Here is a 23630-nt window from a genome sequence, read left to right as displayed (position 1 = left end):
TCCTTAACCTTTTATACATTTAAAGCACTTCTTATGGTTTCACCTATTTTTTCACTGCGATAAATTTTACCTTCATATACAATATAATCTTCATAAATCTTAACTTCCATCATTTTATTTTTTCCCTGAAATTTTATTTCATAAGAGATTGGTTCATACATAGGAAGCTCATCTACCTCTTCTTTAGGTGCTTTAATAATCCATCTTGCCATTTCTAGCGGATAAAATGTAGTATCTTCAAAATCAAATTCATCTGATGCATCGTCTACAATAATCTTTGAAGCTTTTAAAAGTTCTTTACAAGGGTCTGTATTGGCAAATTTGACTGGATATTTTTTAGTAATAAAATCCCATAATTTAGAATTATATCGGTAATAAACATAATTATCTGATGTATCTAAATTCAATATTTCTTTGTTGAGCATATGAATTTTATACTTTTTTTCTTCTGCTGTAATCTCGATTACATAATCTGGATACTCACTACAAATTCCAATAATTTCTTTTTTTTCTACGGGAGCCATTAACTCTATGAGCTCTAATAATTTCTTCTTATCATTTTCTCTTAATATCCATTTTTGATTTTCATCTTTTGCTTCTATCATAATCTCTTTCGCTTGCTTAATCCATTTGTTATCATTATATTTATTCATATAAATATTTTTTAATTTATCATTCAATGATTGTAAATGGGTAGAATCTCCTTCAAAAAATTTAGTATCCCCTTTTGTATCTTCTACAATAATATATTTTTCATTTGTTTTTATTTTCATATTTTTATTTTTAATATGAATCCCATATAAAAATTCATCATACTCTTCTAAATCTTCCATTCCTTCTTTAGAATGAACAAGTAATTTTACATCTAATTTTTTAATCTCATTTAATATTTCTTCCTTATCCTCTTGATCTATTTCTACAAGATGAGTTGACCCCAAATAAGACTCTAAATACATTTCATCAGATTTTTGTATAATCTCTTTGATACTCGCCTTTTCTTCTTTCTCTTCTTCTACAGATTGACTAGCCATTTTCTCCTGCATATCTTGATTTTTTTTATGATGATAAAATAACACAGCTGAGGTAATGGCACCACTAATAATTGCAATCCCTATAAAAGTCCCCAAAAGAACTCCTATCTTTCTTCTTTTCATTCTATCCACTCCTAAAACTATATGGTAAAACTATTATTCTACATTTATTGCAAAAAACCCTTCTTCATCTATAACATTTCATATTTTCTAAATTTTTTATTTTTTCATATATTAAAAAGTAGTATCCTAGATACTACTCAAACTGTTGACCAACTATATTTTAGCAAAGTCATAAAAATAAGGAACATTTATTGAGAATTTGTGAAAATATAGAATAAGTGAGAAAATGCTTAGCATTACACTGTTTGAGCATAGCGAGTTTGTAATGCTATTTTCGATCATTTCTTTATATTTTCCAATTTTGAAAATTAGTGACGTTTTTGATGACTTTGTCTACAAGCTCAGTAATATCCTATATACTACTCTTCTTTTCCTCTTTTATAAATTTGTTTCATTAATTCTTCTACCTCATCTTCATCCGGTATAAAATAAGATAATTTCTTCATTATAGCTTCTCCTGGAAGAGAATAAGCTTCTATATTTTCCATATCCATGCCTACTGCATCCTTTGCCAAGATTGCAATTTGAGATAGAGGAATATCTGTATCTACATATTGAACTACAGTATTTGCGACTACCGGAAGCCTGAAACCAAATGCTTTTTTTAATGCATTTTTCATAAATTGTTGTTGGGCTTTCATTCTGCCTAAATCTCCATCAGGATATCCTCCACCCTTGTTTCCCTTTCTAAAGCGCAAAAACTTTACAGCATTTTTTCCATTTAACACTTGTCTTCCCTTATTGAAATGAATATGAAGAGGCGGTTTATCATAAGGGTCATCATAATCCATTTTAACAGGGATATTTACCTCTACCCCTCCTAATGAATCTACAATTTTTTCTACTCCTTTGTAAGTCACCTTCACATAATAGTCAATAGGTATATTTAACACCTCAGAAATTGCCCTCTTTGTTCCTTTTATTCCAGAATCCCCATATACAGCATTAATCTTTTGTTTATCTGCTGCACGATACTCTCTTCTTTCATAATAGGTATCTCTAGGTACAGATATTAAATCTAGATTTTTACTTTTTTTATCAAAGCTTGCCAAAACAATAGTATCTGTTCTTACTCCTTCCATTCCTAAAAGCAATATATTTGTTCTACTGCTTTCATGAATAAGTTTTTCCAACTCTGTTTGGTACTGCTTGATATCTTCTCCTTTATTTTCTTCTTGTTTTTCTTCATTTTCTACAACCTCTATAGATTCTGTCTCTTTTTCTTGTGCATGATAAAATTTAGAAAAGGCCCATAGCCCTGCTCCCATAGTTACTGTAAAACATAAAAAAGAAATTGCAAAGACTTTAAAAAAAGTTTTCATAATATACTCCTTTCAGAGGTTTTCTGAAAACATTTTATCACAACATTGCATTATAGTGGTTAAAATTTTATTACAATTTATAAATGATAAAAGCTCTCCTTTCGGAGAGCTTTTCATTATTGATAATCATAAAATCCTTTACCTGTTTTTCTTCCTAATAAGTTACCTCTTACCATTTTTCTAAGTAGTGGATGAGGTCTATATTTAGAATCACCAAATTCAGTATATAATACTTCCATGATTGCTAAACATACATCAAGTCCTATTAAATCTCCCAATGCTAATGGTCCAATTGGATGGTTTGCACCTAGTTTCATAGCTTCATCAATGTCCTCAGCTTTCGCAACACCATCAGCTAAAATTCCTACTGCTTCATTGATCATTGGAATTAATATCCTATTTACAACAAATCCAGGAGCTTCTTCTACTTCTACTGGAGTTTTTCCAATAGCTTTTGTTAGCTCTACAATTGCATTTTTAGTTTCTTCAGAAGTAGCAATTCCTTTAATAATTTCAACTAATTTCATTACTGGTACAGGATTAAAGAAGTGCATACCAATTACTTTATCTGCTCTTTTTGTTGCAGATGCAATTTCAGTAATAGATAAAGAAGATGTATTTGTAGCAATAATTGTTTCAGCTTTACATACTTCATCTATTTCAGCAAATATTTTTTTCTTTGCTTCCATATTTTCTACCGCAGCTTCAACAATCAAATCACAATCTTTTATAATATCAATTTCTGTAGATGTATGAATTCTATCTAATATTTGAGTTTTTTCTTCTTCTGTCATTTTTCCTTTTTTAATACTTTTATCTAAATTCTTAGTAACTGTTTTTATTCCTTTATCAATAGATTCTTGTCTTCTTGCTCTTACATAAACTTCATATCCATTTTGTGCAAAAACTTGCATGATTCCAGAACCCATAGTTCCTGTTCCTAATATACCAATTTTTTTCATAAGATTACCCCCTATGTATTATAATTTTTTAAAATTACTCTCCTTGAAAAGCTGCACTTCTTTTTTCTAAAAAAGCTGTCATTCCTTCTTTTTGATCTTTTGTAGCAAAACATAATCCAAATAGATTTCCTTCCATTTCAATTCCTGTTTCTATATCTGTCTCAATGCCTCTATTGATGGCAATATTTGCATATCTTACAGCTTTCTGAGCATTTTTAGCAATTTTCTTTGCTAAATTCATAGCTTCCTTCATTAATTCTTCAGGAGCTACTACTTTATTTACAAGTCCTATTTTTTCAGCCTCTAAAGCATTGATAATGTCTGCTGTAAAAATTAATTCTTTTGCTTTTCCTGTTCCTACTAACCTAGGTAATCTTTGTGTTCCTGAAAATCCTGGTATAATTCCTAAACCAACTTCTGGTTGGCCAAATTTTGCTTTTTCACTAGCAATACGTATATCGCAGCACATAGCTAATTCACAGCCGCCTCCCAAAGCAAAACCATTCACGGCAGCAATTACTGGTTTTTCCATTTTTTCAATTCTTCTGAATACTTGTTGACCTAAATTTCCAAATATTCTTCCTTCTTCTGCTCCTAAATCTTTCATTTCTCCAATATCTGCTCCAGCAACAAAAGCTTTTCCTTCACCTGTAATAATAATTACATCTACATTTTCATCAGTTTCAAGTCCATATACTGCACAATCTAATTCTTTTAACACTTCAGAGTTTAGTGCATTTAATGCTTTTGGTCTATTAATTTTTAATATGGCAACCTTTTCTTGTTGCTCAATTCGAATAAACTGATATGTCATTTCTGCACCCCCTAATATTACTATCCTTATTCCAAATTATACACCTTATGGACAAAAATAAAAACCCCCTCTATGACAAATCTTTAACAATTTGCTAATGCTTTCCTTTTATTTTCTTTAGCCTTTTCATTTTTTCAGACATTTCTGTATTTTATAATTATAAATTTTGAAAAAAGAAAAAAGGCCACTTTATCTGTTTTTGTAGCTCTTTTTCTTTTTTGAAATCTATTGTAAGAAACATGAACAATAGCCATTATCATTAGATTTTTGTGAATTTTTTGCATTTTACAAGCATAAAGTATATTTAGTTAAAATACACTTTATAAAAGGGGGAAGCAATATGAATTTATTAAATAAGGTAAAACAAGGAATGATCGATGGGAAAAAAGCTATTCAAGAAATTTCTTCGGATATGACAGAATTAACTAGAATGAAAATTGCTTTATCTAAAGATATCTCAAGAATAGATGAGCTCTATTATAATTTAGGAAGAAAACTATATGATTTCTATCAAGAAAACCCTGATATAAGCTTATCAGATGAAGTAGAATTTTCCATTATGGAACTTCATGCTACTTTAGCAAGAATTAATGACTATGAAGAAAAAATCAAACTTCTAAAGGGTATTACAAGATGTGATGCATGTGGTAATGAAATAGAAGAAAATCCAAATTTTTGCCCTCACTGTGGGCACAAAATTCAAAAAGAATCAGAAGAATTAAAAGATGAAGATGATATAGAAAAAAATTAGGAAAGGAGACTCCTTTCCTAATTTTTTCTTAACTAATATTTTTCTCTCTTTTTACATTTTCAATTTCAAAATCCAAATGAATAATTTCCTGATTTATTTTATTTTTTTCCTTCATTTCATCTTCTGTTAAATTAGGTTTTTGAAATAATAAAGCATATTTATTCATCAGCAAATCTCTTTTTTCTAATAGTCTCTTGATATAATGCATTGCTTTCTCCTCCTTTCGACTGTGTACACTTTAAAACATTTATAAGAAAGTCATTTGATATGGACTATTTTTCAAATATCATGTTTCCATTATACATGATAAATGAATATGTTTCAATTAATTTTTTGAATTTTATTAACAATGAAATTTTGCATTCACTTTTTAGTGGATTTATTATACAATGATATTGATCCATTCAGCTATCCATGATAGTAAGAAAAGAGGAATCGTATGAAAAAAGTAATTTCTAAAAAATGCACTTATGCTGTATTCATTGTGTTAATTGTTGGAATTTACATATGTTTAAAATTAAATTATTCTCCTCTTTATGGTATATTTTTAGGACTTTTATGTGCATACATCCTTTCATATTTCAATGGCTATTCTCATAAAGAAATATTTTATATGATGACCAAAGGTTTAAAAAGTGTATCTATTGTCATACTAATGATGATCATCATTAGTATACTTATAGGAATATGGATGTTAAATGGTACCATCCCTACCATCATGCATATGGGCTTTTCTTATTTGTCTCATCTCAACTTTGTGTTAGTAGCTTTTTTGATTACAAGTATCATCTCTATAATTTTGGGAACTTCTTTGGGGAGTATCAGTACAATAGGTATGGCACTTATGGGAATTGGTAAAAGTCTTCATATTTCTACGCCTTTATTGGCTGGAGCCATTGTTTCTGCTAGCTATATAGGAGATCGTTCTTCTCCTTTATCTAGTAGTGCCAATTTAACTGCCATTATTACAAAAACAAATTTAATGGATAACTTAAAACATATGATGACTACTCTTATTCCCTCTTATATACTATGTATTATTTTTTATACATTTATGGGCAAAAAAAATATGGGTATTACACCCCTTGAAAAAATAATAACCCTTCAAAACATTCTTTCTACACATTTTTTCATTTCATGTTTTTTGCTTATTTCTCCTTTTTTAATTTTGATTATGGCACTATTTCGGTATTCTATGATTAAAAGTTTGAGTACTGGACTCATGGTGAGTCTTTTCATCACATTGTTTATTGAACAATTTTCTATTTCTAAAATTATTTATGTTTCTTTTTGGGGATTTCATTCTAATCATCCACAAATTTCTTCTATTGTATCAGGTGGAGGTATTTTTTCTATGAGATATATTATTCTTATTATTGTAGCTTCTACTGCATTAACTGGAATATTGGACGGTACAAATATGATTCAACCTATTATTGACACATTTATTAAAAAAGTAAAAAGTACAGGAAACCTTATTTTAAAAACATCTTTCTTAAGCTTGATCATTGCATTTATAACAAGCAATCAAACCATATCTATTATTATCCCAGGGAAATTTCTACAAACTCATTTTGAAAGAAAAAATATATCTAAAAATACCTTAGCTCGTACTTTAGCGGATACTGCAATTGTTCTTGTTCCTTTAATTCCTTCTAATTCTAATGCTATTTTTATTATGACTCTTTTTCATGTAAACGTTCTTGATTTTGCTCCCTTTAGCATTTTTTGCTATATTACCCCTATTCTTACAATTTTCTATGGATATATGGGATGGATTCGAAAATCATCTTATCATAATCACTGTTCATAATTTCATAAAATTTATGTTATCCTAATAATATATATAAAATTATGATAGAAAGGAGCCCTAAAATGAAAATTCAATTTTTAGGACATTCTTGTTTTTATTTGGAAGAAAATAATTTTAAAGCTTTGATTGACCCTTTTATGACTGGTAATGAAAATTGCCCTCTGTCTCCTGATGACTTTTCTTCTATCACTCATATTTTTGTTACCCATGGTCATGGAGATCACCTAGGAGATACGATAGAAATTGCTAGGAAAACCAATTCTATGGTCATTACAAATTATGAGATAGCTTGTTTTCTTGGAACAAAGGACATAACTACTCATCCTATGCATATTGGGGGAAGAACATCTTTTGATTTTGGAGTTGTAAAAATGACTCCTGCTCTTCATGGTTCTTCTATTGAAACAACAGAAGGTATGCTTTATGGGGGAAATCCTTGTGGATTTGTAATAAAGATAGGAAAAAATACAATCTATCATGCAGGAGATACAGGTCTTACTATGGATATGAAGCTTTTAGAAAGAGAAAATATTGATCTAGCACTTCTTCCTATAGGAGGAAACTTTACGATGGATATAGAAGATGCTTCCTTGGCAGTAGATTTTATAAAGCCTAAAAAAGTCATCCCTATGCATTACAATACTTTTCCTCTCATAAAAGCAGATCCAGAAAAATTGAAAACACAAACCTCATCAGAAATAATTATTTTAAATCCTGGGGAAACTTATACAATATAAAAACCCACCAATGGCGGGTTTTTATATTAGTTTTTTCACTTCTTCTATAGCTTTTTCATAATCTGGATGATTTGTTACTTCTTTCACATATTCTACATAAGTCACTTTATTGTTTTGATCTAAAACTACAATTCCTCTACTTAAAAGTCTTAATTCTTCTATTACAAAGCCATAATTTAAACCAAAAGAGAGATCTCTATGATCAGATAAAGTAATCACTGCATCAATTCCTTTTGCTCCACAAAATCTTTTTTGCGCAAATGGAAGATCTACACTAATAGTAAGAATGGCTACATCTCCTAATAAAGCTGCTTCTTCATTAAAATGAATAGTTTGAAATTCACATACTCCCGTATCTAATGAAGGAACTACACTAATAATCTTTACTTTATCTCCTACATCCTTTAAAGAAAAAGGCTGCATATCTGTAGTCAAAACTGTAAAGTCTGGAGCTTGATCTCCTACTTTTATTTCTTTTCCTACTAATGTAACTGGATTTTGTTTCATAGTGATTCCTGTTCTTTTTTCCATCTATTCTTTCCCCTTTCCATTTGTTTCTTTAGAAAGTATACCCCAAGAAAAAAACATTAATCAAAATTTATTTTTCTAAAATTTTACTCAAAATTTCCACATCACCCTTTAAATAATTATTTGTACATGATAATCTTTTGGTATATAATATTTCTAACTATTGATTTTAAAGGAGTGGCGTCATGCGTATACCTGAATTAAAAATAGGCGACTTAGTTGCTAAAATTCCTATTGTCCAAGGAGGAATGGGCGTTGGGATTTCCTTATCTGGATTAGCTGCAGCAGTAGCCAATTGTGGAGGCATTGGTGTAATTTCTGGAGTAGAACCAGGCTTTAACTTAAGCTACTATAAAGAAAATAAGCATAAGGCCAATCTAGATGGTCTTACGTATCATATTCGAAAAGCAAAAGAATTAGCTCCAAAAGGAATTATTGGAGTCAATATTATGACTGCTCTTACCACATTTGAAGACATGGTAAAAGTTGCTGTAAAAGAAAAGATTGATATCATCTTTTCAGGAGCAGGACTTCCTATGAAGCTTCCTGAACTTGTAAAAGGATCCTTCACTAAAATTGCACCTATTGTATCCTCTGGAAAGGTTGCAAATTTAATATGTAAACAATGGGATAGAAAGCATAACTATATTCCAGATGCCATTGTAGTAGAAGGTCCAGAAGCTGGAGGACATCTTGGATTTTCATTAGATGATCTTTATAATAAAAATATCACTCTTAAAAGTATTGTTGCAGACGTGTTAAAAGCCATTGAACCATTTGAACAAAAATATAATAAAAAGATTCCTATTATTGCAGGTGGAGGGCTCTTTAGTGGAGATGATGTCTACGACATCATAAAGGCAGGAGCTTCTGCTGCTCAAATTGGTACACGTTTTGTAGCAACTTATGAATGTGATGCATCTGATGCATTTAAGAAAGCTTATGTGGATGCGACAAAAGAAGATGTAACTATTATTAAAAGTCCTGTGGGTCTTCCTGGTAGAGCTTTAAAAAATACCTTTGTAGAAAGAGTTCATTCTCAAGAAAAAAGAGATCCTATTTCATGTATTAATTGTTTAAAAACTTGCAATCCAAAAGAAACACCATATTGTATAGCAGATGCTCTCATTCAAGCACAACAGGGAAATCTAGAAAGAGGATTTGCATTTACTGGCTCCCAAGTATATAAAATTGACAAAATCACATCTGTAAAAAATGTAATAGATGAGCTTTTGGAAAGATTTTCAAGAGAATAGGAGCAATTCTGCTCCTTTTTTTTTGTCACAATTTGTGTTAAAATAGTACGTTGAACAATTTATTTGAAAGGAAGTATTCGATGATTCAAGAAAACATAAGAAATGTTGCAATTATTGCCCATGTTGACCATGGTAAAACAACACTAGTAGATGAAATGTTAAAACAAAGTGGTACATTTAGACAAAATGAGCAAGTAACAGAAAGAGTAATGGATTCTAATGATATAGAAAGAGAAAGAGGAATTACTATTCTTTCTAAAAACACATCTATTCTATATAAAGATGTGAAAGTAAATATTGTAGATACTCCAGGCCATGCAGACTTTGGAGGAGAAGTAGAAAGAATTATGCAAATGGTAGATGGTGTACTTCTTTTAGTAGATGCTTTTGAAGGACCTATGCCACAAACAAAATTTGTACTCAAAAAAGCTTTAGCTGCAGGAGTAAAACCTATTGTAGTAGTAAATAAAATAGACAAACCAGAAGCAAGAGTAGAAGAAGTCGTAGATGAAGTATTAGATCTTTTTATTGAACTAGATGCCAATGAAGATCAACTTGATTTCCCAGTGATTTATGCATCTGGAAGAAGTGGATTTGCAAGATATAATATGTCTGATGACAATATGGATCTTATCCCTCTATTAGATATGATATTAAAAGAAATGCCTTCTCCAACAGGAAGCCTTGAGGGAGGTCTTCAATTAAGAATTACCTCTATTGATTATGATAAATATGTAGGTAGAATGGGAATTGGAAAAATCACTAGAGGATCTGTCAAAAAAAATCAAGAAGTAGTTTTATGTACTGGTGATGGCAAGTTTGAAAACTTTAGAGTTAGCAAGCTTTATACTTTCAATGGACTTAAAAAAGAAGAAATAAATGAAGCAGGTTTCGGAGAAATTGTTACAATATCTGGAAATTATAATATTAATATTGGAGAGACTGTATGTTCTACAGACAATATAGAGCCTCTTCCATTTGTAAAAATTGATGAACCTACTCTTTCTATGAATTTTATTATTAATGATAGCCCTTTTGCTGGCCGTGAAGGTCAATTTGTAACAAGTAGACATTTAAAGGATAGACTTGAAAAAGAGCTTTTATCTAATGTAGCTTTAAAAGTAGAAGCAACAGATACAGCAGATGCTTTTAAAGTATCTGGTAGAGGTGAACTTCATCTTTCTATCTTAATTGAAAACATGAGAAGAGAAGGATATGAATTATCTGTATCTAAACCTGAAGTAATATTTAAAAAAATAGATGGACAACTTCATGAACCTATGGAAAATGCTATTATTGAAGTTCCTGAAGAATATACAGGAGTAGTCATTGAAACCTTAGGACAAAGAAAAGGTGAAATGGTTAATATGCTTCCTAATAACAATGGTGGCATGAAATTAGAATTTAATATTCCAGCTAGAGGACTTATTGGTTATAGATCTCAATTTATGACAGATACACGTGGAACAGGAATATTAAATCATACTTTTGCTGGATATACTCCATACAAAGGAGACATTCCATCTAGATCAAGAGGATCTATAGTTGCTTTTGAAACAGGAACAGCTGTTGCCTATGGACTTTTCAATGCACAAGATAGAGGAAATTTATTTATCCCAGCAGGTACTGAAGTTTATGAAGGTATGATTGTAGGAGAAAATGCTAGAAGTGGAGATATTGTAGTCAATGTATGTAAGAAAAAACAACTTACCAATACTCGTGCTTCAGGATCAGATGATGCTTTAAAATTAGTTCCTCCTGTAGATATGTATCTAGAAAGAGCATTAGAATTTATTACAGAAGATGAACTTGTGGAGGTTACTCCAGAGAGCATTCGTTTAAGAAAAAAAATATTAAGTAAAGATCAACGTGCAAAATCAGCAAATAAAAAATCATAAAGTAAAAACCTATTTGTTCATACAAATAGGTTTTTTTTCTATAATAATGGAGAAAATAATCTTGCTGTTGATTCTTTTATTTTATTGAATATAGATCTACGTTTATATTCTTCCAATATAATCTCTTCACTATCTTTTATATCTATCAAAAAATGCTCTTCCATTTGTGCTATAATCTCTTGGTCATAAATAAAAGCATTCACCTCAAAATTAATTTCAAAGCTTCTTAAATCTAAATTAGCAGTTCCTATAGATGCAGCTTCTCCATCTACTAACATAATTTTTCCATGAATAAAGCCTTTTTTATATTGATATACTTTTACACCAGCTTCCAAAAGTTCTTCTACATGAGATAAAGACGCCCAGAATACTGTTTTATGGTCAGCTTTTCCTGGTAGAATAATTCGTACATCCACTCCACTTAAAGCTGCTGTTTTTAAAGCCATCATAATACTTTCTCCTGGCACCAAATAAGGCGTATTCATCCATATTCGATTCTCTGATGATGCAATAATCAAAAAATATGCCTGCATAATAGATTGCCAATCTGTATCTGGACCGCTTGCTATAATTTGCACAAGCTGTTCTCCATAATAAGAAAGCTTTGGATAATAACGAGAAGACAAGAGAATTTCTTCCTTGCTCACAAACATCCAATCTCTAAAAAAAATATTTTGCAAAGCATACACAGCTTCTCCTTCTACTTTTGCATGACTGTCCCTCCAAAATCCTAAGTAAGGATCTTTTCCTAAATATTCATCGCCAATATTTAATCCTCCTACAAATCCTATTTTGCCATCTACCACAATAATCTTTCTATGATTTCTGTAATTTAGCTTTCTACTTAAAATAGGAAATACTACGGGAGAGAATCCATAGATTTCTACACCTGCTTCTTTCATTTCTCTCAAATATTTTCTACTCAGCCTCCAGCTTCCTACGCTATCGTAAATTACCCTTACCTTTACTCCTTCTCTTGCTTTATTCATTAATATATTTTTAATAATTTTTCCTATGTTATCATCTTTAATAATAAAATATTCTAGATGTATATGGTCCTTTGCTTCTGCCAAAACTTCAATAATTGATGAAAAAGTTTCATCTCCATTACTCAAAACCTTTACTTTGTTGTTTACCGTAAAGGGAGATTTTGCACTATTTAAAATCAAACTAATGAGTCTCTTTTTTACAAAGCTTTCATCTTCTTTAAATAAAGCTTTTCCTTCAATAGCGTCTTTTTGCCCATTGGCTATTTGCTCGAAATATATAAAATCCTTACTTTTTTTCTTATTAAATATTTTTTTCTTTCTTACATTTGGCCCCATAAATAAGTACACAATAAATCCAATAACAGGAACTAACGTTAAAACTAAAAGCCATGCAATCGTTTTAGATGGATTTTTATTTTCCATAAATATAACAATTCCAATAAATATTGTATATATGGTAAAAACTGTTCCTATATATCCTTTTATTTTCTGTATAGATATATGCATATCTGTTTTTATAATCATATTTCTTATCATATCCATTTTCATCATGAATCCTTGTGGTTCATTGATCTCTAATGCACAAATACGAGTAGTGGATAGGAATATAATTAATAAAGCCATATAAAATACTATCTTATTTTTTTTCACACGTTTCCCACCCTTTCTACTTTTCTTTTAGTATTAGTATACGCATAATTGTTTTGATTTGGTCTTTCATGACAAATAATTTGTGATATAATTATTTTGTCAGTTTATGAAGAAAGAGAGTGACCTTTATTGAAAAATCATGCATTAAAAGGAAGCATCCTTGTTATTTTATCTACCTTTGCCTTTGGAGCTATTCCTGTAATATCTCAATTGGCACTTCATGAAAATTTAAATATTCCTACTGTTCTTTTTTTTAGGTTTTTTATTGCCTCATGCATTACCTGGACATATATTTTTACAAAAAAACTAAATTATAAAATAGACTTGTCCCACTTTTTTTATTTAGGAATATTAAGCATTGTAGGTTTTTTAGGAACAGCATATTTTATATATGTAGCATATACTTATATTTCTGGTTCTTTGGCTACAATTATATTATTTACCCATCCTGCAATGATTTCATGCTATGAATTTTTTGTGATGAAAACCAGTAGAGATATTAGAAAAATTTTAGCTTTAATCTGTGCAACTATAGGAATGATTTTAGTTGTATGGAGCCCTAATATAGAATTAAATATATTAGGAGTTATTTTTAGTTTATTATCAGCTATATGCTACTCTTTTTATGCTCTAGGACTAAATGAAAAGAGAACAAGAAAATTGAATTCCATTGTAATTAGTGGATATGTATCATTTTTCTGTTCTATTAGCTATTTTATAGTAGGCCTTTTCAAACATACGATCTTTATTCCAACTACTACAAATGGCTGGATCTATATTCTTATACTTGCTACGTTTTCTACAGTTTTTGCAACTATTACCTTTTGTAAAGGAATTCAACTTATTGGTCCTTCTACTGCTGTAATTATTAGTACCTTTGAACCTGTAGTAGCTTGTGTTTCTGGATTTTTTATATTAGACGAAGTATTAACTCTTCCTATGATTATTGGAGGAGTATTGATTCTATCGGCTATATTTATTCTTCAAATTCCTCAAAAAAATATTTATAAATTTTTTCATATAAAAATAAAAGAAAATTTATAGAATGAACCAGCATCCGCTGGTTCATCTTTAATGATTTAAATTCATCTCTACTCTTATACCTCTTCCAATAACTTTTATATCTTTTATAGATACCACATCTCTTTTAGAATCCACTAAAGATATGATTTCTATTTGATTGGCATCTATCTTCTTTATTTTTCTTAATTGTTTTTTCCCTTCATACTCAATAAGTCCAATAGAATGATTGACAATCTCACTATTTAAATAAATTAAAATGTAATCTCCTCTACAAATTCTAAACTCTTTTAAATCATCGTTAGGAACTTGTATGTATATTATTTTTTCAGGATTAAGCCCTTCCACTTTTTTATCAATAATAGGAAAATACTTATATTCTTTTATTTTGTCCATATTCAAATTATAAATAGGCACTTTTTTAATAATATTGTATAAAGCATCCTCCCACTGGTCTAGGGGGTTTACATCTCTTCTATGAACTGTTTTTTCTTTGAATATAGGTTTTGTTTCTTCCTTCTTTTCTTCAATAGAAAAACTCACTGATTCTTCAAAGTTTTTTCCTAAAATCTTTTCTATTTGCTTTAATTGTTTTTCATTAATAATTTTTTTCCCTGTTTCTATATCTATAATAAAAGATTCTGCAACTCCACATTTTTTCCCTAACTGTTTAGGCGTCATCCCTTTTTTAATTCTTTCTTCCTTAATTTGATCTCCAATTCTGCTCATCTTTTCACCTCTTTTACTAGTATGTTTTATAAACGCCTTTTTCCCTTAAGTGAGTAGCACTTTTCGTAATATATGTTCCTTCTATAATATGATAGAATCCTTTTTTATTTAAAATATTTTTAATATAGTCTATATGAGGACATCGGTCATAATGATGATTATCTGTAGTCATACAAGAAGACAAATGAATACTTACTTCTTCTTGTTTTATATCTGCATTCTTTTTTAATTGCCTAGAAAAATGTTCTATTTTAGCAGCTACTCCTTTCCCACAACAGCCTCCACAAGTAAATGCAATATATGGAACGTTATGTGTATACCCTTCAAACTTTCCTTCTTTTTTATAAAAAGTGTTGGTACAGGCAAAACCGCTACATCTTCTATGAGCCAAATCACACTGAATCATAACTACATATTTTGTATTCATATAAATCCCCCTTTATATACAAAGTCTATAAAGATATTCCATCATATCTATCTATAAAAGTCAATAAATTTCCCATGTTCCTATAAAAACTATTCATATGGCTAATAAAATTTTTTATTTTTCTAAAAATAAAAAAAGATATCTATAAAAGATATCTTTTTTGGCGGAGAAGGCGGGATTCGAACCCGCGCACCAGTTACCCGGCCTAACGGTTTAGCAAACCGTCCTCTTCAGCCTCTTGAGTACTTCTCCATATAAAAATGGTGCGGGTGGAGGGACTTGAACCCCCACGCACAAGGCGCTAGATCCTAAGTCTAGTGCGTCTGCCAATTCCGCCACACCCGCATGGCATAAATATTTTATTTTGGTGGGCGCAATAGGGCTCGAACCTATGACCCCCTGCTTGTAAGGCAGGTGCTCTCCCAGCTGAGCTATGCGCCCAAAACAAACCAGCGACGACCTACTCTCCCAGGGCGCTACCGCCCAAGTACCATCAGCGCTGAGGAGCTTAACTTCTGTGTTCGATATGGGAACAGGTGTAGCCTCCTCGCTATTGTCACTAGATGTGATACATAAATGTACCTTCAAAATTAAACAATGCAAAATCTGGTCAAGTCCTCGACCGATTAGTACCTATCAGCTAAAGACATTGCTGCCCTTACACCCTAGGCCTATCAACCAGATGGTCTATCTGGGGTCTTACCTTAAAAAGTGGGAAATCTCATCTTGAGGGAGGCTTCGCGCTTAGATGCCTTCAGCGCTTATCCCGTCCATACATAGCTACTCAGCCGTGCCGCTGGCGCGACAACTGATACACCAGAGGTATGTCCATCCCGGTCCTCTCGTACTAAGGACAGCTCCTCTCAAATTTCCTGCGCCCACAGCGGATAGGGACCGAACTGTCTCACGACGTTCTGAACCCAGCTCGCGTGCCTCTTTAATGGGCGAACAGCCCAACCCTTGGGACCTACTTCAGCCCCAGGATGAGACGAGCCGACATCGAGGTGCCAAACCTCCCCGTCGATGTGGACTCTTGGGGGAGATAAGCCTGTTATCCCCGGGGTAGCTTTTATCCGTTGAGCGATGGCCCTTCCACTCGGAACCACCGGATCACTAAGCCCGACTTTCGTCCTTGCTCGACCTGTATGTCTCGCAATCAAGCTCCCTTGTGCCTTTACACTCTACGCGCGATTTCCGACCGCGCTGAGGGAACCTTTGGGCGCCTCCGTTACTTTTTGGGAGGCGACCGCCCCAGTCAAACTGCCCACCTGACAATGTCCCAAGACAGGGTAACTGTCTATGGTTAGAACTTCAGTATTACAAGAGTGGTATCCCAACGTCGACTCCACACAGACTGGCGTCCATGTATCCAAGTCTCCCACCTATCCTGTACATGCAATACCGAAATCCAATGTCAGGCTACAGTAAAGCTCCACGGGGTCTTTCCGTCCTGCTGCGGGTAACCAGCATCTTCACTGGTACTACAATTTCACCGAGTCTATTGTTGAGACAGTGCCCAAATCGTTACGCCTTTCGTGCGGGTCGGAACTTACCCGACAAGGAATTTCGCTACCTTAGGACCGTTATAGTTACGGCCGCCGTTTACTGGGGCTTAAGTTCAGTGCTTCACTTACGTTAACACGTCCCCTTAACCTTCCAGCACCGGGCAGGCGTCAGCCCCTATACATCGTCTTTCGACTTAGCAGAGACCTGTGTTTTTGCTAAACAGTCGCTTGGGCCTATTCTCTGCGGCCACCTCGGGCTTTAACACCCTAACGTGGCACCCCTTCTCCCGAAGTTACGGGGTCATTTTGCCGAGTTCCTTAACAATAGTTCTCTCGCTCGCCTTAGGATTCTCTCCTCACCTACCTGTGTCGGTTTGCGGTACGGGCACCTAGGATCTCGCTAGAGGCTTTTCTTGACAGTGTGGAATCAGTAAGTTCGCTACTTAAATTTCGCTCCCCATCACCTTTTAGGATTGTCTATACGGATTTGCCTATATAGACTCCCTACGGGCTTAGACGCACACAACCAACGGTGCGCTTGACCTATCCTACTGTGTCACCCCATCACTCAAACGATCTTTGGTGGTACAGGAATATCAACCTGTTGTCCATCGCCTACAACTTTCGTTCTCGGCTTAGGTCCCGACTAACCCTGAGAGGACGACCCTTCCTCAGGAAACCTTAGGTATTCGGCGGGCAGGATTCTCACCTGCCTTTCGCTACTCATGCCAACATTCTCTCTTGTATATAGTCCACCACTCCTTACGGTATGACTTCAACCCATATACAATGCTCCCCTACCCCTGTCGTAGTATGAATACTAACCTTAGCTTTAGTTTGAGCTTTTTGATAATTTGGCCGAAGGCCTCCGATTGTATCTAATGATACCTTCGGTATAAATTACCTTTTCTGCTTCTTTCTAAAATCAGTATTCATACTACGACAAGCCGTAGCTTCGGTGACAGGTTTGAGCCCCGGTAATTTTCGGCGCAGGATCACTCGACTAGTGAGCTATTACGCACTCTTTGAATGAATGGCTGCTTCTAAGCCAACATCCTAGTTGTCTGTGCAATCCCACATCCTTTTCCACTTAACCTGTACTTAGGGACCTTAGCTGACGGTCTGGGCTGTTTCCCTTTTGACTATGAATCTTATCACCCATAGTCTGACTCCTAAAGATATGATTACGGCATTCGGAGTTTGATAGTCTTCGGTAACCGGTGAGGGCCCCTAGGACATTCAGTGCTCTACCTCCGNAGTTAACCTCTCAAAACTAGACAGCTCAAGAAATGATTTGCTCCTTAGAAAGGAGGTGATCCAGCCGCACCTTCCGATACGGCTACCTTGTTACGACTTCACCCTAGTTATTGATTTCACCTTCGGCAGCTTCTTCCTTGCGGTTAGATCGCTGACTTCGGGTGCCCCCAACTCCCATGGTGTGACGGGCGGTGTGTACAAGACCCGGGAACGCATTCACCGCGACATTCTGATCCGCGATTACTAGCAACTCCAGCTTCATGTGGGCGAGTTGCAGCCCACAATCCGAACTGAGACTGGCTTTTAAGATTGGCTCCAGATTACTCTTTCGCTACCCGTTGTACCAGCCATTGTAGCACGTGTGTAGCCCAGAACATAAGGGGCATGATGATTTGACGTCATCCCCACCTTCCTCCGAGTTATCCTCGGCGGTCTCTTTAGAGTGCCCACCCAAAGTGCTGGCAACTAAAGACAAGGGTTGCGCTCGTTGCGGGACTTAACCCAACATCTCACGACACGAGCTGACGACAACCATGCACCACCTGTCTCTCTGTCCCCGAAGGGATTTCCCCGATTAAGGGTAATGCAGAGGATGTCAAGTCCTGGTAAGGTTCTTCGCGTTGCTTCGAATTAAACCACATGCTCCGCTGCTTGTGCGGGTCCCCGTCAATTCCTTTGAGTTTCAGTCTTGCGACCGTACTCCCCAGGCGGAGTGCTTATTGCGTTAACTGCGGCACCGAGGGGGGTAACCCCCGACACCTAGCACTCATCGTTTACGGCGTGGACTACCAGGGTATCTAATCCTGTTCGCTACCCACGCTTTCGTGCCTCAGCGTCAGTTACAGTCCAGAGAGCCGCCTTCGCCACTGGTGTTCCTCCTAATATCTACGCATTTCACCGCTACACTAGGAATTCCGCTCTCCTCTCCTGCACTCAAGTCAGTAAGTTTCCAAGGCTTACTACGGTTAAGCCGTAGCCTTTCACCCCAGACTTTACTGACCGCCTACGCACCCTTTACGCCCAGTGATTCCGGATAACGCTCGCCCCCTACGTATTACCGCGGCTGCTGGCACGTAGTTAGCCGGGGCTTCCTCCTAAGGTACCGTCATTATTCTTCCCTTAGGACAGAGTTTTACGACCCGAAGGCCTTCATCACTCACGCGGCGTTGCTGCATCAGGCTTGCGCCCATTGTGCAATATTCCCCACTGCTGCCTCCCGTAGGAGTTTGGACCGTGTCTCAGTTCCAATGTGGCCGATCACCCTCTCAGGTCGGCTACTGATCGTTGCCTTGGTAAGCCGTTACCTTACCAACTAGCTAATCAGACGCGGGCCCATCCTATACCGATAAATCTTTGACTCCTATATGATGCCATACTAGAGTTTTATGAGGTATTAATCCCGGTTTCCCGAGGCTATCCCTCTGTATAGGGCAGGTTGCCCACGCGTTACTCACCCGTCCGCCGCTAACTCCTTTTTATTCCACCCGAAGGCTTCCTAAAAATTTGTTCGCTCGACTTGCATGTGTTAGGCACGCCGCCAGCGTTCATCCTGAGCCAGGATCAAACTCTCAATTAAAATCTTCGAGGTTTGTGCTTCTTGCTCAAAATATCATTTTGGCATTTTGCATGTTTTTGCTTGTCATTTCTTGTGCTGTTTAGTTTTCAAAGGTCAACTTCATTACTATATCATACTTTTCAGCTTTTGTCAAGTGCGTTTCATTTCTCACAGATGACAATATCTACTGTACCATATTTTCATCTTCATGTCAATATTTTTTCTAAAATTTATTTTCATGAAACTTTCCTTTTGAAAGGAACAGTATCAACTATAACACACTTTATTATCTTCGTCAACTATTTTTATATATTTTTTTATTATTGTCTATGTATAGGTTCATAAGGATCTTCTTCATAGTCAAATTCAAACTTTTTTAGTTTTGCTTTGTTTGTAAATGTACTTCTCTTAGTCATTCTATTTAATCGATCATAATCATCTTCTTCGTAATCAAAATCCCTTTTATAAACTTTTATTTTATCACTTTTCAACTTTACCTCTCCTTATATATTCTTTGTATATACCCCTATTTCTATCTACATTATTTTATCATAAAAACTTTAAAAATAAACTTTAGTTTAAGTTTACGAATTTCTTATGATTTTCTAACCTAATACTTTTTCTACAGTCTGATATAATATGGATAAATATATTATTTATCACAGAGTATTGACAAAGTATATTGTAGCAAAGTCATAAAAATTAGGAACATTTATTGAGAATTTGTGAAAATATAGAATAAGTGAGAAAATGCTTAGCATTACACTGTTTGAGCGTAGCGAGTTTGTAATGCTATTTTCGATCGTTTCTATATATCTTCCAAATTTGAAAATCAGTGACATTTTTTATGACTTTGTCTGCAAGCTAATCATTCATCTTACAAAGGAGTGAATCATATGAAAGGCTATGTACAAGTATATACGGGTAACGGAAAAGGAAAAACCACTGCTGCTTTAGGACTTTCCTTACGGGCTTGTGGTGCTAACAAAAAAGTTTTTATTGCTCAGTTTGTCAAATCAATGGAGTATAATGAATTAAAAGCTTTAAAATCTCTTTCTTCTATACAGGTAAAACTATATGGTCATGGATGCTTTATCAATCAAAGTCCCACAGAAGAAGATATTTTAGCTGCTAAAGAAGGTCTAAATGAGGTAAAAGACATTTTGATGACTGGTTTATATGATCTAGTCATTTTAGATGAAATAACAATCGCCATTTATTTTCATCTCCTTCATACAAAAGATGTTTTATCTTTAATCCAAAACAAACCTGATCATGTAGAACTCATTATTACAGGAAGATATTGTCCTCAAGAAATAATAGATGCAGCTGATTTAGTCACTGAAATGAAAGAAGTAAAACATTATTATACAAAAGGAGTACTAAGTAGAGAAGGAATAGATAAATAGAGGGCATATGCCCTCTATCTTATTTTAAAGATTTCAAAATAACCTTCTATTTCTTTTTTTATATCTTCTAATATTCCAAGCTCGTATGGATGAAACACATTTTTTCCTCCTAAAACCGTTTCTCCATCTCTAAAATTTTGCAATATATATTTTTTGCTATCCTTTAAATATTTTGCAATTTCTAAGATATCTTCTTTTGTTAAAAGTTCTTTGCATACAGTAGTTCTAAATTCATAATCTATATGAGAATTTCTAATAATATCTATACTTCTTTTGATATACTCCATATTTACATGAGTATTAGAAATTTTTTCATATTTCGAAAGAGGACCTTTTATATCCATTGCTATATAATCTATCAACTTTTCATTTATCAATCTTTGTATGATACTAGGATTTGTTCCATTGGTATCTAGCTTTACTAAAAATCCTTCTACTTTTATTTGATAGATAAATTCATAAAGTCCCTTATGAATTGTAGGTTCTCCTCCTGATATACATACAGAATCTACAAATTTTTTTCTCCTTTTTAAAAATGCAAATACCTCTTCTTTACGAATACAATTTTCTTTGCTATGTACTACATGGGCATTATGACAGTAAGGACATAAAAAATTACATCCTCCTAAAAAGTACATGGTACATATTTTATCAGGATAATCTATAAATGAAGTTTTCTCATGACCTACAATAAATAAATCATTACCCAATTTTTATAGCTACTCTCTCAGACTTATTTTTTAAACTTTCTATATGAGAAAACTCTTTTCTATCCTTAAATTCTTCTTGTTTTCCTTTGTTCCATGATTGAACTGGTCTATGAAATCCTACTACACGTGTCCATACTTCTGATTCTTTTCCACAATGAGGACAATTAAAATGCTCTCCTGAAATATATCCATGATCTTCACAAATAGAGAATGTAGGTGTAATGGTTACATAAGGAATACTACTATTTTCCATTACTTTTTTAAGAAGAAGTTTACAAGTTTCTATACTATCAATTTCTTCTCCAATAAATCCATGAAATACAGTTCCCCCTGTATAAAGGGATTGTAACTTCTCTTGCAACTCAATAGCCTCAAATACATCATTTGTGTAATTTACAGGGAGTTGAGTAGAGTTGGTATAATATGGTTCATCTTCTCCTTGTGTGCAGATATTTGGATACATTTTTTTATCAATTCTTGCAAATCTATAGCTTGCTCCTTCAGCAGGAGATGCTTCTAAGTTCCACAGGCTTCCAGTCTCTTCTTGGAATATTTGAATCACTCTATTCATAAATTCCATAATTTCAACAGCAAACTCATTTCCTTCTTCTGTTGTAATATCTACTCCTAATAAGTTAATACAAGCTTCATTCATTCCATTTAAACCTATAGTTGAGAAATGATTTTTAAAGTACTCTCCCGTTCCGTCCTTAACTCCTTGGAGATAGAATCTTGAATAAGGATATAGTCCTGCATCCATATATTGTTCTAGGACTTCTCTTTTTGTTTCACAGATTTCTTTTGCAATTTCCATTAAATTTTTTACTCTTCTTTTAAATTCTTCTACAGTTTTTGAAAGATATCCGATTCTTGCCATATTTAAAGTCACTACATTAATCGACCCAGTTAAAGGATTTGCTCCAAACAATCCCCCACCTCTTCTTCTTAATTCCCTATTGTCTAATCTAAGTCTACAACACATACTTCTTACATCTTCTGGAGACAAATCAGAATTTAAAAAGTTTGCAAAATAAGGTGTACCAAATTTTCTTGTCATTTCCATAATGGCATTGACAGATTCAGAATTCCATGGAAAATCTGGTGTAATATTTACAGTAGGAATAGGGAAGCTAAATGCCCTTCCTGCTCCATCTCCTTCCATCATTACCTCACAAAAAGCTTTATTAAATATATCCATTTCCTTTTGAAACTCTTTATAAGTTTTATCCATCATCTCTCCACCAATCATTACTGGTTGATTTTTAAGAAGTGGATGAGGTGTAATATCTAGTGTAACATTCGTAAAAGGAGTTTGAAAACCTACTCGAGTTGGTACATTTAAATTAAACACAAATCTTTGCAAAGCTTTTTTTACTTGTTCATAACTTAAATTGTCATAATAAATAAAAGGTGCTAAATAAGTATCTATACTAGATACAGCTTGGGCTCCAGCTGATTCTCCTTGAAGTGTATAAAGTAGATTCACAAGCTGTCCCAAAGCAGATTCTAAATGTCTTGGTGGTTTAGATTCAATCTTTCCTTTTGCTCCTCTAAAACCATATCTTAAAAAAGATTCAAGATCCCATCCACAGCAATAAGGCGCCAACAGACCTAAATCATGTATATGTAGATCTCCTCTAATATGTACTTCTCTTAATTCTTTTCGATATATCTTATTAAGCCAATATTTTTTAGTAATACTCTCTACAATATGATTATTTAGTCCCTGTAATGAAAATCCCATATTCGCATTTTCATTGACACGCCAATCTTCTAAATTCACATATTCTTCAATCATTCTTTCTGCATCCATGAATAAATTTTTTACTTCCCTAATTTCTTCATGTTTTTTTCTATATAATATATATGCTTTTGATGTTTTAGCATGACCTTCCTCAATCAATACTTTTTCTACTATATCTTGAACATCTTCTACAGATGGAATACTTGCTCCATAAGTCTCATGAATAATATCAACTACTATTTTTGATAATCTCGCTGCTACCATTTCGTCTTTTCCTCCTACAGATTTAGCTGCAGCAAAGATAGCAAACTTGATTTTACTACTATCAAAGTCGACAATTTCTCCATTTCTCTTTTGAACCTTTGTAACTGACATGTTACCCCTCCTATTGTGTTTCTT

The 23630-nt window shown here is 33.8% G+C and carries 19 protein-coding genes, 3 tRNA genes, 1 rRNA gene and 1 other annotated feature; of the genes, 7 read left to right on the top strand and 16 right to left on the bottom strand.

Going from position 1 to position 23630, the window contains the following annotated elements; translation table 11 throughout:
• Positions 1–11: 11 nt before the first annotated feature.
• The 4 genes from BN2409_RS04890 to BN2409_RS04875 all read right to left on the bottom strand — a co-directional run bounded on the left by BN2409_RS04890 (position 12) and on the right by BN2409_RS04875 (position 4252).
• Positions 12–1154: a hypothetical protein gene (locus BN2409_RS04890; protein ID WP_053955542.1), complete on the bottom strand. Its 1143-nt coding sequence runs from the start codon at positions 1152–1154 to the stop codon at positions 12–14.
• 359 nt (positions 1155–1513) lie between these two features.
• Positions 1514–2476 carry an LCP family protein gene (locus BN2409_RS04885; protein WP_053955541.1) on the bottom strand — a complete coding sequence of 321 codons (963 nt, stop codon included), beginning with the start codon at positions 2474–2476 and terminating at the stop codon, positions 1514–1516.
• Positions 2477–2592: 116 nt separating this feature from the next.
• The gene (locus tag BN2409_RS04880) at positions 2593–3438 is read right to left on the bottom strand and encodes a 3-hydroxybutyryl-CoA dehydrogenase (RefSeq protein ID WP_053955540.1); all 846 of its coding nucleotides are present in this window, start codon (positions 3436–3438) and stop codon (positions 2593–2595) included.
• Between the two features lie 34 nt (positions 3439–3472).
• Positions 3473–4252: a short-chain-enoyl-CoA hydratase gene (locus tag BN2409_RS04875; protein ID WP_053955539.1), complete on the bottom strand. Its 780-nt coding sequence runs from the start codon at positions 4250–4252 to the stop codon at positions 3473–3475.
• A 340-nt stretch (positions 4253–4592) separates the two neighbouring features.
• Between BN2409_RS04875 and BN2409_RS04870 the strand changes: the two genes are divergently transcribed.
• Positions 4593–5003 carry a zinc ribbon domain-containing protein gene (locus tag BN2409_RS04870; RefSeq protein ID WP_053955538.1) on the top strand — a complete coding sequence of 137 codons (411 nt, stop codon included), beginning with the start codon at positions 4593–4595 and terminating at the stop codon, positions 5001–5003.
• Between the two features lie 28 nt (positions 5004–5031).
• On the opposite strand, the gene BN2409_RS04865 is transcribed toward BN2409_RS04870, so the two are convergent.
• Positions 5032–5211: a hypothetical protein gene (locus BN2409_RS04865; protein ID WP_053955537.1), complete on the bottom strand. Its 180-nt coding sequence runs from the start codon at positions 5209–5211 to the stop codon at positions 5032–5034.
• A gap of 231 nt (positions 5212–5442) precedes the next feature.
• Between BN2409_RS04865 and BN2409_RS04860 the strand changes: the two genes are divergently transcribed.
• Together BN2409_RS04860 and BN2409_RS04855 are read left to right on the top strand one after the other, a co-directional pair.
• Positions 5443–6816 carry a Na+/H+ antiporter NhaC family protein gene (locus BN2409_RS04860; RefSeq protein ID WP_053955536.1) on the top strand — a complete coding sequence of 458 codons (1374 nt, stop codon included), beginning with the start codon at positions 5443–5445 and terminating at the stop codon, positions 6814–6816.
• Positions 6817–6878: 62 nt separating this feature from the next.
• The gene (locus tag BN2409_RS04855) at positions 6879–7553 is read left to right on the top strand and encodes a metal-dependent hydrolase (RefSeq protein ID WP_053955535.1); all 675 of its coding nucleotides are present in this window, start codon (positions 6879–6881) and stop codon (positions 7551–7553) included.
• A gap of 21 nt (positions 7554–7574) precedes the next feature.
• Here the strand turns inward: BN2409_RS04855 and tpx are convergent, their stop codons facing one another.
• Positions 7575–8084, bottom strand: coding sequence for a thiol peroxidase (gene tpx / locus BN2409_RS04850; RefSeq protein ID WP_053955534.1), 510 nt, complete (start codon positions 8082–8084; stop codon positions 7575–7577).
• A gap of 182 nt (positions 8085–8266) precedes the next feature.
• On the opposite strand from tpx, the gene BN2409_RS04845 reads away from it, so the two are divergent.
• Both BN2409_RS04845 and typA read left to right on the top strand, forming a co-directional pair.
• Positions 8267–9337: an NAD(P)H-dependent flavin oxidoreductase gene (locus BN2409_RS04845; protein ID WP_053955533.1), complete on the top strand. Its 1071-nt coding sequence runs from the start codon at positions 8267–8269 to the stop codon at positions 9335–9337.
• An 80-nt stretch (positions 9338–9417) separates the two neighbouring features.
• A complete protein-coding gene (gene typA / locus BN2409_RS04840) occupies positions 9418–11235 on the top strand; it encodes a translational GTPase TypA (RefSeq protein ID WP_053955532.1) in 1818 nt (605 codons plus the stop codon).
• Positions 11236–11273: 38 nt separating this feature from the next.
• Here the strand turns inward: typA and cls are convergent, their stop codons facing one another.
• Positions 11274–12875: a cardiolipin synthase gene (gene cls / locus BN2409_RS04835; protein ID WP_242847909.1), complete on the bottom strand. Its 1602-nt coding sequence runs from the start codon at positions 12873–12875 to the stop codon at positions 11274–11276.
• A 129-nt stretch (positions 12876–13004) separates the two neighbouring features.
• Between cls and BN2409_RS04830 the strand changes: the two genes are divergently transcribed.
• Positions 13005–13919 (top strand): DMT family transporter, encoded by a 915-nt coding sequence (locus tag BN2409_RS04830; protein WP_053955531.1) that lies wholly within the window; start codon positions 13005–13007, stop codon positions 13917–13919.
• A gap of 27 nt (positions 13920–13946) precedes the next feature.
• On the opposite strand, the gene BN2409_RS04825 is transcribed toward BN2409_RS04830, so the two are convergent.
• From BN2409_RS04825 to BN2409_RS17130, 7 genes are all read right to left on the bottom strand, one after another.
• On the bottom strand, positions 13947–14624 hold the full coding sequence (locus BN2409_RS04825) for a helix-turn-helix domain-containing protein (RefSeq protein ID WP_053955530.1): 678 nt from the start codon (positions 14622–14624) through the stop codon (positions 13947–13949).
• Between the two features lie 16 nt (positions 14625–14640).
• Positions 14641–15051, bottom strand: coding sequence for a CGGC domain-containing protein (locus tag BN2409_RS04820; RefSeq protein ID WP_053955529.1), 411 nt, complete (start codon positions 15049–15051; stop codon positions 14641–14643).
• Between the two features lie 161 nt (positions 15052–15212).
• A tRNA-Ser gene (locus tag BN2409_RS04815) sits at positions 15213–15303 on the bottom strand.
• A gap of 9 nt (positions 15304–15312) precedes the next feature.
• Positions 15313–15396, bottom strand: a tRNA-Leu gene (locus tag BN2409_RS04810).
• A gap of 20 nt (positions 15397–15416) precedes the next feature.
• Positions 15417–15492 (bottom strand) — tRNA-Val (locus BN2409_RS04805).
• Between the two features lie 6 nt (positions 15493–15498).
• Positions 15499–15615: ribosomal RNA gene (gene rrf, locus BN2409_RS04800) — 5S ribosomal RNA — on the bottom strand.
• 42 nt (positions 15616–15657) lie between these two features.
• Positions 15658–19389: a sequence feature (most likely nonfunctional fraction of RNA operon), on the bottom strand.
• Between the two features lie 299 nt (positions 19390–19688).
• Positions 19689–19859 carry a hypothetical protein gene (locus BN2409_RS17130; RefSeq protein WP_199872928.1) on the bottom strand — a complete coding sequence of 57 codons (171 nt, stop codon included), beginning with the start codon at positions 19857–19859 and terminating at the stop codon, positions 19689–19691.
• Positions 19860–20255: 396 nt separating this feature from the next.
• Here BN2409_RS17130 and cobO point away from each other — a divergent pair, with 396 nt between their 5' ends.
• Entirely contained in the window at positions 20256–20777 is a 522-nt protein-coding gene (gene cobO, locus BN2409_RS04785; protein WP_110942957.1) for a cob(I)yrinic acid a,c-diamide adenosyltransferase, read from the top strand.
• A 14-nt stretch (positions 20778–20791) separates the two neighbouring features.
• On the opposite strand, the gene BN2409_RS04780 is transcribed toward cobO, so the two are convergent.
• Positions 20792–21487 (bottom strand): anaerobic ribonucleoside-triphosphate reductase activating protein, encoded by a 696-nt coding sequence (locus BN2409_RS04780; RefSeq protein WP_110942956.1) that lies wholly within the window; start codon positions 21485–21487, stop codon positions 20792–20794.
• Entirely contained in the window at positions 21480–23606 is a 2127-nt protein-coding gene (locus BN2409_RS04775; RefSeq protein ID WP_053955526.1) for a ribonucleoside triphosphate reductase, read from the bottom strand. Before BN2409_RS04775 ends, BN2409_RS04780 begins: the two co-directional genes overlap by 8 nt.
• Between the last annotated feature and the right edge of the window lie 24 nt (positions 23607–23630).

Origin of the sequence: Inediibacterium massiliense (genome assembly GCF_001282725.1) — a bacterium.
Lineage (GTDB): Bacteria > Bacillota > Clostridia > Peptostreptococcales > Thermotaleaceae > Anaerophilus > Anaerophilus massiliensis.
This window is presented reverse-complemented; position numbering and strand designations above follow the sequence as displayed.

Coding starts and splice junctions, on each gene's coding strand:
- BN2409_RS04865 (WP_053955537.1), bottom strand. CDS start 5,211: ATGCATTATATCAAGAGACTATTAGAAAAAAGAGATTTGCTGATGAAT.
- BN2409_RS04890 (WP_053955542.1), bottom strand. CDS start 1,154: ATGAAAAGAAGAAAGATAGGAGTTCTTTTGGGGACTTTTATAGGGATT.
- BN2409_RS04825 (WP_053955530.1), bottom strand. CDS start 14,624: ATGAGCAGAATTGGAGATCAAATTAAGGAAGAAAGAATTAAAAAAGGG.
- BN2409_RS04860 (WP_053955536.1), top strand. CDS start 5,443: ATGAAAAAAGTAATTTCTAAAAAATGCACTTATGCTGTATTCATTGTG.
- tpx (WP_053955534.1), bottom strand. CDS start 8,084: ATGGAAAAAAGAACAGGAATCACTATGAAACAAAATCCAGTTACATTA.
- BN2409_RS04885 (WP_053955541.1), bottom strand. CDS start 2,476: ATGAAAACTTTTTTTAAAGTCTTTGCAATTTCTTTTTTATGTTTTACA.
- BN2409_RS04820 (WP_053955529.1), bottom strand. CDS start 15,051: ATGAATACAAAATATGTAGTTATGATTCAGTGTGATTTGGCTCATAGA.
- BN2409_RS04870 (WP_053955538.1), top strand. CDS start 4,593: ATGAATTTATTAAATAAGGTAAAACAAGGAATGATCGATGGGAAAAAA.
- BN2409_RS04875 (WP_053955539.1), bottom strand. CDS start 4,252: ATGACATATCAGTTTATTCGAATTGAGCAACAAGAAAAGGTTGCCATA.
- BN2409_RS04845 (WP_053955533.1), top strand. CDS start 8,267: ATGCGTATACCTGAATTAAAAATAGGCGACTTAGTTGCTAAAATTCCT.
- BN2409_RS04880 (WP_053955540.1), bottom strand. CDS start 3,438: ATGAAAAAAATTGGTATATTAGGAACAGGAACTATGGGTTCTGGAATC.
- BN2409_RS04775 (WP_053955526.1), bottom strand. CDS start 23,606: ATGTCAGTTACAAAGGTTCAAAAGAGAAATGGAGAAATTGTCGACTTT.
- BN2409_RS04855 (WP_053955535.1), top strand. CDS start 6,879: ATGAAAATTCAATTTTTAGGACATTCTTGTTTTTATTTGGAAGAAAAT.
- typA (WP_053955532.1), top strand. CDS start 9,418: ATGATTCAAGAAAACATAAGAAATGTTGCAATTATTGCCCATGTTGAC.